At 72.9% G+C, this 13537-nt stretch carries 11 protein-coding genes; 5 read left to right on the top strand and 6 right to left on the bottom strand.

From position 1 onward, the window contains the following. The first annotated feature begins 76 nt into the window (after positions 1–76). Positions 77–1681, top strand: coding sequence for an AMP-binding protein (locus tag F8568_RS02065; RefSeq protein ID WP_151590737.1), 1605 nt, complete (start codon positions 77–79; stop codon positions 1679–1681). Between the two features lie 68 nt (positions 1682–1749). Here F8568_RS02065 and F8568_RS02060 read toward each other — a convergent pair whose 3' ends face one another. Then, a complete protein-coding gene (locus F8568_RS02060; protein ID WP_151591399.1) occupies positions 1750–2214 on the bottom strand; it encodes an ATP-binding protein in 465 nt (154 codons plus the stop codon). A gap of 449 nt (positions 2215–2663) precedes the next feature. Here F8568_RS02060 and F8568_RS02055 point away from each other — a divergent pair, with 449 nt between their 5' ends. Then, on the top strand, positions 2664–3830 hold the full coding sequence (locus F8568_RS02055; protein ID WP_151590734.1) for a hypothetical protein: 1167 nt from the start codon (positions 2664–2666) through the stop codon (positions 3828–3830). A gap of 3 nt (positions 3831–3833) precedes the next feature. Here F8568_RS02055 and F8568_RS49320 read toward each other — a convergent pair whose 3' ends face one another. From F8568_RS49320 to F8568_RS02040, 3 genes are all read right to left on the bottom strand, one after another. Next, positions 3834–4409 carry a DUF4232 domain-containing protein gene (locus F8568_RS49320; protein WP_160573477.1) on the bottom strand — a complete coding sequence of 192 codons (576 nt, stop codon included), beginning with the start codon at positions 4407–4409 and terminating at the stop codon, positions 3834–3836. 149 nt (positions 4410–4558) lie between these two features. Next, the gene (locus tag F8568_RS02045) at positions 4559–5833 is read right to left on the bottom strand and encodes a helix-turn-helix domain-containing protein (protein WP_151590728.1); all 1275 of its coding nucleotides are present in this window, start codon (positions 5831–5833) and stop codon (positions 4559–4561) included. Between the two features lie 416 nt (positions 5834–6249). Beyond that, positions 6250–7377 (bottom strand): serine hydrolase domain-containing protein, encoded by a 1128-nt coding sequence (locus F8568_RS02040; protein WP_160573476.1) that lies wholly within the window; start codon positions 7375–7377, stop codon positions 6250–6252. A gap of 166 nt (positions 7378–7543) precedes the next feature. Between F8568_RS02040 and F8568_RS02035 the strand changes: the two genes are divergently transcribed. From F8568_RS02035 to F8568_RS02025, 3 genes are read left to right on the top strand one after another with little or no spacing between them, the layout of a single operon-like run. Next, entirely contained in the window at positions 7544–9076 is a 1533-nt protein-coding gene (locus F8568_RS02035; protein WP_328600681.1) for a flavin-containing monooxygenase, read from the top strand. Continuing rightward, positions 9073–9927, top strand: coding sequence for a metal-dependent hydrolase (locus tag F8568_RS02030; RefSeq protein WP_151590719.1), 855 nt, complete (start codon positions 9073–9075; stop codon positions 9925–9927). The genes F8568_RS02035 and F8568_RS02030 overlap by 4 nt, the downstream gene beginning before the upstream one ends. 36 nt (positions 9928–9963) lie before the next feature. Continuing rightward, positions 9964–10221, top strand: coding sequence for a hypothetical protein (locus F8568_RS02025; protein ID WP_151590715.1), 258 nt, complete (start codon positions 9964–9966; stop codon positions 10219–10221). A 174-nt stretch (positions 10222–10395) separates the two neighbouring features. Here F8568_RS02025 and F8568_RS02020 read toward each other — a convergent pair whose 3' ends face one another. Both F8568_RS02020 and F8568_RS02015 read right to left on the bottom strand, forming a co-directional pair. After that, positions 10396–11799 (bottom strand): IS1380 family transposase, encoded by a 1404-nt coding sequence (locus F8568_RS02020; protein WP_151590712.1) that lies wholly within the window; start codon positions 11797–11799, stop codon positions 10396–10398. Between the two features lie 1138 nt (positions 11800–12937). Continuing rightward, positions 12938–13537 (bottom strand): HNH endonuclease signature motif containing protein (locus F8568_RS02015; RefSeq protein ID WP_151590710.1); only part of this gene is annotated, 600 nt, incomplete at its 5' end.

Genomic DNA, 13537 nt, shown 5'->3' with positions numbered 1-13537 from the left:
AGTCGCAAGAGCCGCGAGGGCCCCCGTCCGTACGGTCGAAGCCCCACTGGATCACGCGGCGGACCGGGAGCGGCAGATGAGCGGACGATCGGAGTTCGGGCGGCGCACCGCGTCGGTCGCGAGGGCGGGCGAGATGTTCGTCCGCAGCGGGCTGTGGCGCCCCGGACCGCCGCTCCGCGTCGCCCGGCAGCTCGGCGCGCTGCGCCGGTGGGGCACCCTGCTCGGCGGGACGGTCGCGTCCGCCGCCGCCCGCGACCCGGACGCCGTCGCGATCGTCGACGACCACGGCGAGCTGACGTACGGGCAGGTCGACGCCCGCACCGACCGGCTCGCCGCGGCGCTGCGCCGGCTGGACGGGGAGCCGCGCGTCGCGGTGCTGTGCCGCAACCACCGCGGCATGGTCGAGACGCTCGCCGCCTGCGGCAAGGCCGGCGCCGACCTGGTCATGCTGAACACCGGGATGAGCACCGAGCAGCTCGTCGCGGTGGTCGCCCAGCAGGAGGCCGACGTGGTGATCGCGGACGCGGAGTTCGGCGCGTTCCTCGCCGCGCTGCCGAAGACGGTCCGGGCCGTCACCGCCGGGTCGCCGGACGCGGAGCTGGAGACGCTCATCGCGACGGCGCCCGCCGGGCCCCTGGAGCCGCCGCCCCGCACCGGCCGGACGATCGTGCTCAGCTCCGGCACGACGGGCCGGCCGAAGGGCGCCGACCGCCGCTCCCGCCCCGGCCTGCAGCCGCTCGCGTCGATCCTGTCCCGCATCCCGTACCGGGTGCACGAGCGGATGTTCATCGAGGCGCCGCTGTTCCACACCTGGGGATACGCGATGCTGCAGGTCGCGGTGTCGCTGCGCGCCACGATCGTGCTGCGCGCCCGGTTCGACCCCGAGCTGACGCTGCGGCGGGCCGAGTCGACCGGCGCGACGGCGCTCGTCGCCGTCCCCGTCATGCTCCAGCGGATCATGGACCTGCCGGACGCCGTCCGCGCGAAGTACGACACGTCCGCGCTGCGGATCGCCGCCGTCAGCGGCTCCGCGCTGCCTGCGACGCTGGCGACCGCGTTCATGGACGCGTTCGGCGACGTCCTCTACAACCTGTACGGGTCGACGGAGGCGTCCTGGGTCACCATCGCGACGCCCGCCGACCTGCGCGCCCACCCCGACACCGCGGGCACGCCGCCGCCCGGCACCCGGGTGGCGATCTACGACGACGACGGCCGTCCCGTCCCGCCCGGCGCCACCGGGCGCATCTTCGCCGCCAACGAGCTGATGTTCGCCGGCTACACCAGCGGCGACACCAAGGAGATGCGGGACGGCCTGATGAGCCTCGGCGACCTCGGCCACCTCGACGCCGACGGGCGGCTGTTCGTGCACGGCCGCGACGACGACATGATCGTCTCCGGTGGCGAGAACGTGTTCCCCGGCGCGATCGAGGCGGCCATCGCGGCGCTGCCGCAGGTCAGCGAGGTCGCGGTGACCGGGGTACCGGACGAGGAGTTCGGGCAGCGGGCCGCCGCGTACGTCGTGGTCCGCGACGGGGAGGCGCTCGACGCCGACGCCGTCCGCGCGCACGTCCGCGACCGCCTCGCCCGCTTCGCCGTGCCCCGCGACGTGCACTTCGTGGACGCCCTGCCCCGCAACGCCACCGGCAAGGTCGTCCGCCGGTCCCTCACCCCGCCCGGCTGACCGCGCCCGGCTGACCGCGCCCGGCCACGGGCATGCCCGCCGACGGACGGGCTGTTTCGCGCGGAGCTCTAGCGGAGCGGGAAACTGTCCGTTCGTCGTGGCGGGGGTTCCAGGGGGTCGTCCCGCTGGGAGACAACGTCCCCCTGGGAGACGTCGTCCTCCTGGGAGATCTCGAACCAGAGGCGGGTGCGGCGGGGCGTCTGGTCGAGGCCCCACTCGTCGGCGAGCGCGTCGATGACGGTGAGGCCGCGGCCGTGGTCGATGCGGCGGCGGCCGTGCAGGTCGTCCCGGACGGGGCCCTCGTCGGACACCTCGACGCGCAGCCGCCGCCCGTCGGTCTCGACCGCGACCGTGATGGCGCCGCTGCCGTGCAGGACGGCGTTGGCGATCGCCTCGGCGGCCATCAGCTCGACGTCGTCGAGCAGCTCGTCGCGGGCGACGACCTTGGCGGCCAGCTCGCGCACGGTCCGCCGCGCGCGCCGGCCCTCCACCGGGTCCCCGGCGAAGCCGAACGGTTCGCCGAGCCGTTCCATCCCTGTCACCGCATCACCACATCGAATCGGAAGCGCACTGCAATCATTCACCTGCGGTGCGTGATCGGGCAATGCGCCGGACGAGTCGATTCGCGTCTTTTCGGGACGCGCCCGCCGGACCGGGCGCCGCGCGCCGCGTCGGGGGACGCGCGTACACCGGCCGGGACCGGTCCAACGCCCGGTCATCGACCCTTGCGCGGGAGCCTACGGTATGGATCACCCTGCCATCGCCCCCTTGTGAAAATGGTGTACGGCGGTGTGCGCGCCACTCACATGTGCGCACATAAGCGGTGAAATCTCCGTGCCATAGGTGCAATCGCCGGACGCTCCCGCCGTGTCACGATCCGTTGCGTCAGCGTTCGTCGCCCGGTGGCCGGCCGTACAGGGGGTGCCGCCCGCCGGGGCCTCCTTCGGCTCCGGACCCGGGGCCCACCCCCCGGAGGTGCACCGTGAGCAGCACTGAGATCGCGTGGGCGGCCGTCCTCGCCTGCACCGCGCAAGCCGTCTACTTCATCGCGTTCGTCCTGTTCAAGACGGCCGCCGGGCGGATCGGCCCGCTCGGCGGCCGGCGGCCTCTGCACGGTGCGGCGCTGCTGCTGCGCAGCCCCCGCTGGGTCGCCGGGGTCGGGGTGATCCTGGCGGGCTTCGCGCTGTTCGCGGGCGGGCTGATCGGCCTGCCGGTGGTCGCGGCGCTGCCCGCCTACGGGCTGAGCCTCGCGCTGCTCCTCGTCGTCGGGATGAGCGGGTTCGGCGAGCGGCCCACGTCCCGCGAGTGGCTGGCCGTCGCCATCGTCGTCGCCGCGATGATCACCGCGGCGCTGTCGGTGCTGCCCGCGCGCGGCGAGACGCTCGCCGCGGCCCTGCACCGGCCGGACGGCGCCGCGGCGGCGCAGGCGCTGCCGCTGTGGAAGGCGGGGCTGGTCTTCGTCCCGTCGCTGGGCCTGCCGCTGTGGATGTTCTTCTTCCGGGACCGGCCGGTCGCGGGGCGGCACGCGCGGCCGATCACCGGCATCGCCTACGGGCTCGGCGCGGGCGTGCTGCTCGGCGCGACGGAGGTGTTCGGCCAGGGCATGGCGATGATGCTGGCCGGGCACCGCGGCGCGGCGGTCCTGTCGACGCCGCACCCGTACCTGTTCGTGCTGGCGGGCGTCCTCGGGCTCGGGCTGCTGTCCATCGGCCTGCAGCGCTGCCGGCTCACGATCATCGTCACCGTGGTGACCGTGACCGCGAAGACGCACCTGCTCCTGTCGGCGACGCTGCTGTACGGGGAGCCGTGGCCGCACGCGCCGGCGCTGTTCCTGCTGCGGCTGGCGGGCGTGCTGTTCGCCGTGCTGGCGCTGCTGGCGTTCCCCCGCCACGAGCAGCGCCCCGCGCCCCGTCCCGCCCCGCGCTCGGCCCGCCGCGCCGAGCCGGAACGTCGCGCCGAGCCGGAACGTCGCGTGGAGTGGACGGCGCCGCGCGCGACCGGCCGGTACGCCAGGACGCCCGCGCGGTTCCCGGACGGGCCGTCCGCGCGCCCGGGCACCCCGCCGGCGAGCCCGCCGCCCGCCGGGTATCCGATCGTCCGGCCGGTCCAGCCGCCGGACCCGCAGGTCCGCTTCCCCGCGGGAGGGTGACGGTCACGGCGCGGGCGTCCAGGCGGTGGTCTCCAGGCGGCCGGTGTTGCCGAGGTCGAGGGGCCCGTTGGCCCGGACGACGAGGACGGGGCGTCCCGGCGCCGGCCGGACCTCCAGGTAGCTGCCGTTGACGGCCGGGACGGTCGACTCGGTGACGAGGTTGCGCCACACGATCCCGACGCGGGCCGACTCGCCGGGCGCGACGGTCACCGGCTTCGGCCCCGGGTCCTTGATCTCGCGCGTGCCCTTGACGGGCCGGATGTCGAACGGCTGCCGGTTCTCGTCGAGGACGCGCAGGGCCGGGTAGCCGTTCAGCCGGTACGGCCGCGTGCCGCAGTTGCGGAGTTCGACCCAGGCCGCGCGCAGGCCCGCGGCGGCGTCGGGCCGGTGCATCGAGAGGCTGACGCCCTCGGCGGAGCAGGCCGTCGAGGGGTCCGGCGAGGCGATGGGCAGGACCGGGGACGGCCCGCCGGAGACCGCGCCGGACGGCGTGCCGGACGGCGCGCCGGGCGCGGACGCGGTGCCGGACTCCGTCCCGCACGCGGCGGCGCCCGCCACGGCGGCCAGTGCCCCAGCCACCGCGACAAGCCGTCGCAAACCCGCCGCACATCCACTCATCACGCGATCATTCCAGATGTTCGCCGTGGTGCCCGCGCGGCCGGAGGCATCCTCACGAGATCGCCACATACCGCCGGCCCGGCGCCCATACCGGCCGGGCCGGCGGCCGGCTACTTGAGGCGGCGGAGCCGCGGCGCGGGATGGGGGACGGGCGCCGGACGGCGCGGACCGGGCGACGGGCGCCGCGAGCGCAGGAACGCGGCGCGCAGCGCGACCTCGATGCCGAACCGGGCCTCGGGATCCTCCAGCTCCGCGCCGAAGGTCTGCTCGATCTTGCGCATCCGGTACCGGACGGTCTGCGGGTGGATGTGCAGCAGCTCGGCGATCTCGGCGGCGGTGCCGCGGGTGACCAGCCAGGTCCGCAGGGTCTCGGTGAGCCGGTCCTGCTGGCCCGGGGTCATGCCGTCGAGGATGCCGAGGCGGCGCCGGGTCAGCTGCTCGACCAGCGCCGGGTCCGACAGCAGCCAGAGCGTGACGAGGTTCTCCTCGCACAGCACCACGGGCTCGCCGTCGAGGACGCCGTCGAGGGCCAGGGACAAGGCCTGACGCGCCCAGCGCAGCGAGTCGGCGGCCTGCCCGGTCGGCATGGTGAGGCCGACCGCGACGCGGCGGCCCGGGACGGCCGCGTCCAGCATCGCGCGGCGCGCGGCGGTGAACGGGCCGGGCATCAGCAGGTGCGGGGCGGCGCATTCGAGGTCGGCGAGGACGTCGTCGTCCAGCGCGGTCCACACGCAGCGGGCCTCGGGTTCGACCGCGACGAGGGTGACCTCGGCCGGAACGGTCCAGCCGGCGGCCTCGGCCGCCTCGGCGACGTCGCCGTCCGGCTCGTCGACGAGGCGGTGCAGGAGGCGGCGGCGCCGGTCGTCCATCGCCGGGATGGGCCGGGCCTTGGCCTCCAGGTAGCCCTCCAGCGACACCGCGGCGAGCTCGTCCAGGTAGACGAACAGGGCGTCGGCGAGGCGGGACATGACCGCGGAGGAGATGTCGTGGCGCGGCGCGACCTTCATGACGCGCCGCCACGCGACCTGGCCGCCGATCCGGTAGGCGGCCTGCAGGCTGTCCATGCTGCGGCCCTCGTGCGCCTCGTACTGGCCGAGCATGCGGGCGGTGCCGGCGGAGCCGTCGTTGACATCCGGGACGCAGGGGACGCCGGGCGGCGCGGCGACCCGGTCGACGAACGCCGACAGGCTGTGCTCGACGCTGATGCGCAGCACGTGCCCGTAGGGCCCGTCGATGGGGCGGGCGTACTCGGGGATGGCGCGCCGGATCTCGGCGACGATCTCCTCGGCGAGGCTGGGCAGTTCGGGACGCATGATGCGGGCGAGCCGCGGCGGGAGCGCGGACGAGCGCTCGGCGAGACCTCCAGGGTCGAGGGTTCTGGTCATCGGGCACCTCCGTCACCGCGTTCCGCGCGGGCCGGGGAGCGGGGGGTCGGGGTGGGGTCGCCCCTCCCGACCCGGCAGGCGCGGGCGGCGGTAGTTCGAGACCGCGGGTGGGAGTGGGACGCGCCGAGCGGGGACCCCCGCGCGCCGGCCGTCCGCGGTCCAGGACGTCTCGAACGGTACGCAGCGCAACGGGCGCGTTCTGTAGAGCGAAAGAACAAATCCTGTCGGCCGCTGCTCAACTGGTTATAACCGGGCGCGTGGAACACGTTTTAGGCGGCTGACCTGCTGGCCGTCAGGAAAGTGCCGAATATCCGGGTGATGTCACGAATATTTAGCGCAGGGTGTTAGAAGAAGATTCGAATTCGGCGGCCGCCCCGTCCGTCCGGACGGGGCGGCCGCCGCGGAGCGCCCGGCGGTCAGCCGCAGAAGGCCGTCTCGGCGGCCTTCGCGAGGTCCGCGCGGAAGGTCTCGTCGTACTCGAACTTCGACTCGTTGTAGGTGATGACCGCCTGGCGGCGGCCGTCGGCGCTGGTGTAGGTCCACGTCCGGTAGCCGGGAAACCCGCCGTCATGGCCCCACCCGTACCCGCAGGAGAACGCGATGCGGGCCGCGCCGAGGCCGTAGTCCTCCACGACGCCGTCGTCGTTGACGGGCTGGACGGTCCGCATCTCGCGCATCTGCTTCGCCGGGAGCAGCCGGCCGGTGAACAGGGCGCGGTGGAAGCGCGCCACGTCGTCGACCGTGCTGATGATGCCGCCGGCCGTGCGGGCGCTGGACGGGCTGATCTGCGTGCTGACGTCGCCGTAGTCGTTGTAGTAGCCGTGGACGTACGGGCCCGGGAAGCCGGGGTTCGTCGTCGGGTAGTAGGTGTGGCGCAGGCGCAGCGGCGTGAAGATCCGGCGCTGGAATTCGGTGCCGACGGGATGCCCGGTCGCCTTCTCGATGATCATTCCGGCGAGCAGGTAATTGGTGTTGGAGTAGTTCCAGCCGGTCCCCGGCGCGTACAGCGGCGGCTTCTCCATCGCGATCGCGATCAGCTCGGCGGGCTGCCAGGTGCGGGACGGGTCGGCCATCACCCGCGGGTCGGCCGTGTAGTCGTTCAGGCCGCTGGTCTGCGCGAGCAGCCGCCGGACGGTGATCTTCGATCCGTCGTTGCCGTTCGCCGCGACCAGGCCGGGCAGCCAGTGCTCGACGGTGTCGTCCAGGGACAGCCGGTGCTCGGCGGCGAGCTGCAGCACGACCGTGGCGGTGAACGTCTTGGTGACGCTGGCGATGCGGAACAGCAGGCGGGCGTCCATCGGCGCGCCGGTCGCCTTGTCCGAGACGCCGGCGGTGACGTGCGAGACCCGGCCGCCGCGCCGGGTCATGACGATCACGCCGGGCACTCCGTCGGCGACGAGCCTGTCCGCGCGCTCCTGCACCTTCGCGTCCAGGCTCTTGCCGTTCCCCGGACGGGCGGCGGCGTTCGCGGCGGGCACGGCGGCGGCGGTGAGCGCGGCGCCGGCCAGCGCGGTGGACAGGACGCGGACCATCATGCGGGCCATGGGATTCTCCTCGGCGGTTCGGAAGCTGACGTGATCAAGACTTCCGGTCCCGCGGCCGTCCGGCATTGGCCCTGGACACCATCCCGGGGGTGTACCTACCGACACCTCCCGCCGGCCGCCGCTCCCGGATATATTCAACAGAGATTCCAATAGCAGGAGGTTGGCCGTGCCGGACACCGAGGTCGCGATCATCGGGGCCGGGCTGAGCGGCATCGGCATGGCGATCGCGCTCCAGCGCGCCGGGATCGGCGACTTCGTCGTCCTGGAACGCGCCGGCGACATCGGCGGGACGTGGCGCGACAACGTCTACCCCGGCGTCGGCGTGGACGTCCCGGCGCAGGCCTACCAGTTCAGCTTCGCCCTCAACCCGCGCTGGAGCCGGGTCTTCGCGCCCGGCGCCGAGGTGAAGGAATACCTCGACGGGCTCGCCGACCGCTACCGCCTGCGCCGCCACGTCCGGCTGGACACCGAGGTCACCGAGCGGATCTGGGACGAGGACGGCCGGTTCTGGCGGCTCCGGACCTCCGCCGGCGAGCTGACCGCGCGGTTCGTCGTCAGCGCGATCGGCGCGTTCGTCGACCCCAAGCCGGCCGACATCCCCGGCATCGACGACTTCGCGGGCACGGTGCTGCGCTCGTCCGCCTGGGACCACGGCTGCGACCTGACCGGCAAGCGGGTCGCGGTGATCGGGACGGGCGCCAGCGCCGTCCAGATCGTCCCGGAGATCGCGCGGCGCGCCGCCCGGCTGGACGTCTACCAGCGCACCCCGATCTGGGTCGGCCCGAAGCTGGACGCGCCGATCCCGCGACCGCTGCGGCGGCTGTTCCGGCGCGCGCCGCGCGTCCAGGACGCGGTGCGGCGGATCGCGACGCGGGGCGTCGAGATGGTGCTGATCGACCTGGTCGTCGGGCACGGCAGGGCACCGTGGATCGCGCACGGCGGCGCCCGCCTCGCCCGGTCGGTCTGGTACCGGACGCAGGTCAAGGACCCGGAGACGCGCCGCAGGCTCACCCCCGGCTACGGCCTCGGCTGCAAGCGCCCGTCCGTCTCCAACACCTACCTCAAGACGTTCAACCGGCCCGGCGTCTCGCTCGTCACCGACGCCATCGAGCGCGTCACGCCGGCCGGCGTCCGCACCGCCGACGGACGCGAGCGGCGGGTCGACGCGATCGTCCTCGCGACCGGGTTCCGCCTGGCCAGCGACCCGGAGGTGTTCCGCCGCACGCCGGTGCGCGGCCGCGGCGGCTTCGACCTCGCGACGTTCTACGCCGAGCACCGGCTCGCGTCCTACGAGGGGATCAGCATCCCCGGGCTGCCGAACCACTTCATGATGTTCGGTCCGTACGGCTGGGTCGGCGGAACCTGGCACCAGCTCGTCGAGACCACCTCGGCCCATGTCGTGCGCGTGATCCAGGAGGCGCACCGCCGCGGCGCGACCGCGGTCGAGGTGCGGCCCGAGCCGACCGAGCGCTGGACCGCCCGCATGCGCGACCGGCTCGCCCGCTCGCTGTGGGCGACCAACGGCTGCGCCACCGCGAACAGTTACTACTTCGATCACCACGGCGACACGCCCTACCTGCGGCCGACGAGCGCAGCGCAGGCCGCGCGCGCCGCCCGCACGTTCCCGCTGGACGACTACGCCTACACCGTGGCGCCAGTGAACCAGGCGCCCCCCGTGTCCGAGACGAGGCCCGCATGACGCAGCGCACCATCCGCACCCGCAGGATCGCCTTCGACCACCCCAAGGGCTCGATGCGCCGCCACTACGTGGACGGCGACCTGGTCATGAGCCACATCGTCGCCCTGCTGTCGGCGACGTTCCCGCCCGGCGAGGACTTCTTCGTCCGGTCCGTCCATCACTACCGCGACCGGATCACCGACCCGGGCCTCGCCGAGCAGGTCCGCGGGTTCATCGGGCAGGAGGTCGTCCACGGGCGCGAGCACGACCGCCTCAACAGGGCGCTGCACGACATGGGCTACCCGACCCGCCACTTCTCCGCCGTCGTGCGGCGCGACCTCGGCCTCGCCGACCGGTTCCTGCCGCCGATCGTCCGGCTCGGCTTCACCGCCGGGCTGGAGCACTACACCGCCACCCTCGCCGAGGTGCTGCTCACCAGCCCCCGCGCGCAGGCGCTCCTCGGCGACACCGAGGTCCGGTCGGTGCTGCTGTGGCACGCGCTGGAGGAGTCCGAGCACAAGGCCGTCGCGTTCGACGTCTTCCGGCACGTCGGCGGCACCGAGCGCACCCGGATCCGGACGATGCGGTGGATCAGCGCCGGGTTCCTGCTGCTGATCGTCACCGGCACGCTCGTCTCGCTGCTCACCGACCGCGCCGCCTACCGGCCGGGACGGCTGCTGCGCAGCATCGCCGGCCTGCGGCACTCGCCGTTCCTGACGCCCGAGGTCGTCCGCCGGATCCGCGCCTACAACAAGCCGGGCTTCCACCCGGACGACATCGACAACACCGAGCTGCTCGAACGCTGGCGCGAGGAGCTCTTCGGCACCGAAGGCGCCCTCACCGCGAAACTCGCCACCGGCGGGCACCGCTGAGTCCCGCTTCCCGGGGCGGTTGGAAGGGACAAAAGGATGGAAAAGGTCGTCGGGTGGCGTAATTTCCTCATGGCCGGTGCCGTCGGAGGGTCGGGGATGCTTCTACCTCAGGCCTTCCGGCAATCACCGGCCTACGCGGCGCCGGTTCACGGACACGGGTCCGGAGACACCGAAGTGACGGTGACTCCGCCCTTGAAGAAGTACGTCGACCCGCTGCCCCGGCCAGTGACGGCCATTCCGGACACGTCGGCCTATCCGGGCGCCGATTACTACGAACTCACGATGCGGCACTAAGCCTGAATCCGCCGCGTGAGTTTGGGTGATCGGCAGGCGGATTTCTCGCGGTTTCGGGTGTGTTTGGCTCGCCGCTCACTGTTTGTGCGGCTTGTCCACAGGCTGGCGGTCGGAGGGCTCTGGGCGGGGTGACCGTGGTGGTCGTCGAGGGTGCGGTGACCGGATCGGGGCTGGTCAGGCCGCTGCTGTTGGCGGCGGATGGACGGTGTCGAAGACCGCCCGCCAGGCGGGTGCCCAGGGCCAGTGCTCGGGCAGGTGGAGGGTGAGATGGCCACGTCCGTGCCGGGCGAGGCGGGCCGGGAGGTCGATCAGGTGACGGCGCAGCGTCGCACCGCGCGCCTTGGCGTGGAGCGCCGAGGCCAGGCAGTCTGCCGCGCGCAGCAGGTTGTGGGTGATGGCGGCGCAGGTGAGCCGGGCGGCGTTGGCGGCGAAGTCGCCGGAGGGCAGGTGGGCCAGGGGCCCGTCGGTGAGGTCGGCGAAGGTCTGCTCGATGGCGCCGGTGTGGTCGCGGTGCTGGGTCTCGGCCTGCAGCATCTCGAACGGGGAATCGGTGAAGACCGCGTGATACCGCCACACCTTGAACAGTTCGTCCTGCCCGGTGGGGGCCGTGGGGTTGAGCCTGCGGACCCGGCGGACGATCAGCCGGGCGGTCACCGGGGTCTTCTTGGAGGCGAACGCGGTGTAGGTGGTCTCGGCGACCTCGGCGTCGGAGATCCACTGCCCGGACTCCTCGTCGAAGATCGCGTTGGGGTAGCGGATCGCGGTCCACGCGTCCGCCGGGATGGCGGCGATCGCGGTCTTGATCTTGGGGTCCATCTTCGCGGTGACCGAGAAACGGGCCCCGTTGCGGCGGCACGCGGCGATCACCTTGGCCGAGTAGAACGCCGAGTCGCCGCGCATCACCAGCAGCCCGGTGGCCCCGCATCGGCGGGAGGTGCCGATCGCCTCGGCGACCAGGGCGTCGGCGCCGCGCGCTGAGGACGCCGTCCCGCCGCGCAGCCTGGTCGCGGTGATGACCGGGGCGGCCAGCGGCGTGCACAACGTTGCGGCCAGGGTGTTCAGGCCACGGATCAGCACACTTTTGCCTTGGATCTTGGTGTGGCCGAACCCGGCGCCCTGCTTGCGGGCCGAGTACACCCGCCGCTGCATCGAGTCCACGTCCAGGAACGCCAGCGCGCCGGCACCGGGCAGCAGCGGCGTGTGCGCGGCCAGGCCGTTCAGCAGTTCCCGCCCGGCCTTCTCCAGTTGGCGGACGTTCCCCCACCGCAGGCAGCGCAGGAAGGAGCCCAGCGTGGACGGCGCCCGGATCTGGTCGAACACCTTGGTCATGCCGCCATGCCGCAGCACGTCCAGGTCGTCGATCGAGTCGGCGCCCGCGGCCATCCCCGCCACGATCGAGGACACTTTCGCCGCGGCGTTGGCCCCGCACCGGTCGGCGACCCGGACGTGCTCGCTCACCAGGTCCGGCAGGCCGCAACGCTCGGCCAGCCGCATCACCGGCACCAGCCCCGCACACGAGATCAACCGTTCGTCATCGAACACCACATGGGTCTTACCGGCAGCGTGAGACAATCGCACTTACGACGAGCCCTCTCGATCCGGGTGCATGGAAGCGTAGGAACTCCCATCCTCCCAGGCCGGAGGGCATCGTCATGTTCGGGACGCCTTCACCGCCGAATGCCGAGCGGTGGATTCAGGCTAAGTAATCGTTTGCCGGACGCGTTGCTCTGGCTTGCCTTGCTCCAAATCGGCCCTACTCACTGCGCGCTCTCCATTGGGTTAGTAGACGTCCCTGTAAGGCTTTCCTGGTCGCTCACGGATGTCAGGTGCCCTTCGAGAGGGTGTTGCTTGATTGGCAAGAGGGGTGTTCGGGTGGTGGGGTGGCGCTTGCGTACGGGGCCGCCCCTCCAAAGTCAAGGGCGCCTTCGGCGTCGCTTCGCGATGGACTTCGTCCACCCTTGACTTTGGAGCCTCTGCGGCCCCTGGGCAGGTGATAGGGGCAGGCTCCGCCTGCCCCGCCCCCGGGTCGCGCCACCCCACCACCCCCTCCGTCAGGAACGAAGAGAACCCAAGGGACGCGGCAGGGGCACCTGACGGAGAGAGGGGCATCGAAGGTCGACCTCTGTGCGCGAGACGGGCGCCGCACGTGCGTCGACCGGGGCCAGCGCGTCAGACCTGACCGGCCCCGTCCCGGGCTTCCCATCAATCCATCCGCCGTCTGAAGTGCAGTTCCCGGACACTGACCATCTCGTCGTGGCCGCCTGCGATCAGTATGCGGACGGCCTGCACTGAGGGGCGGGGGCGTCCTCCTCGTCGTTCACTTCTCGCGGCACCTTGCCGCGCTGTTTCGTAGGCCCTATGGCCACACAGTGGACGTCGAGATCGTCCTTGCGGGGGTGCTGCTCGAAGGACGGCGAAGGCAGCGGCCTGGTTTGAACGCCGGTTCCCAGATCCACGTGCCGCCGACGCCGCCGTCCGCCTCTGCGGCGCCGCCGGGTGTCCGGTTAGCCGCGTGGATCTGGGTGCGGGCCCGGCCAGGCATCGGCTGGAGTCACGATGGGGGCCGCGAGGCCAGTGCAGGATCCGGGGGCCCGGCTCCGATGGTGACCCACTGGCGTGCGGTGCGGGTGTGCGGTGTGGTGTGGGCATGCCGAGTCCGCCCGGGACCCTGAGTGGTTCCGGGCGGGCTCGGCGGTCGTCGTGCGGGTGGGGTGGGTTATGCGGCCCAGTCGAGGGGGTCGTCGGGTGGGCCGGTGCCGCCGGGTGGTCCCGTCCCTGTCGCGGCTCGGGCGTGGGCCGGTGGGAGCAGCCGGTAGACGTACCGCCCGTCGGGATCCTTGGTGATGTGGATCTGGTCGGGGCTGGTGTGTTTGAACCGGTTGTGCCATCCGCAGGTGAGGGCGAGTTGGTCGATGTCGGTGGGGCTGCCGAGTGCCCATCCGTGGACGTGGTCGACCTCGCACAGCGTGCCCGGCATCTCGCATCCCCGCACCGCGCAGGAGGGGTAGAGGGTTTCGAGGACTTGGCGTTGGGCAGCACTCGCGAAGCGTTCCCGGTAGCCCAGGTACAGCGGGGTGTTCCCGCGCCCCAGCAGCAGCGGGGAGACACCCGCCGCCAGGGCGATGCGGCGGGCTTGGGCGGCGGGGATGGGGGTGCCGTCGGTGAGGCGGGCGGGGGCGTTGCCGCCGGTCAGTGTCTCCAGGTCGCAGATGACGGTGACCTTGGAGGCCTTGTGCCCGCCCGACAGCACACTCGACAGCGCCGCCGCCGTCCGCTCGGCCACGTCCCGGCGGTCGTCGGGCCCGGCCGGCTTGGC

Source organism: Actinomadura physcomitrii, from assembly GCF_008923205.2.
Classification (GTDB): Bacteria; Actinomycetota; Actinomycetes; order Streptosporangiales; family Streptosporangiaceae; genus Spirillospora; species Spirillospora physcomitrii.
The sequence above is the reverse complement of the archived record's forward strand: the minus strand, read 5'-3'. Positions and strand labels throughout refer to the sequence as shown.

What these genes read in the sequence shown, in the direction of transcription:
- F8568_RS02045 (WP_151590728.1), bottom strand. Translation starts at nt 5,833, where the DNA reads ATGACCAGAACCCTCGACCCTGGAGGTCTCGCCGAGCGCTCGTCCGCG.
- F8568_RS02040 (WP_160573476.1), bottom strand. Translation starts at nt 7,377, where the DNA reads ATGGCCCGCATGATGGTCCGCGTCCTGTCCACCGCGCTGGCCGGCGCC.
- F8568_RS02030 (WP_151590719.1), top strand. Translation starts at nt 9,073, where the DNA reads ATGACGCAGCGCACCATCCGCACCCGCAGGATCGCCTTCGACCACCCC.
- F8568_RS02025 (WP_151590715.1), top strand. Translation starts at nt 9,964, where the DNA reads ATGGAAAAGGTCGTCGGGTGGCGTAATTTCCTCATGGCCGGTGCCGTC.
- F8568_RS02065 (WP_151590737.1), top strand. Translation starts at nt 77, where the DNA reads ATGAGCGGACGATCGGAGTTCGGGCGGCGCACCGCGTCGGTCGCGAGG.
- F8568_RS02060 (WP_151591399.1), bottom strand. Translation starts at nt 2,214, where the DNA reads ATGGAACGGCTCGGCGAACCGTTCGGCTTCGCCGGGGACCCGGTGGAG.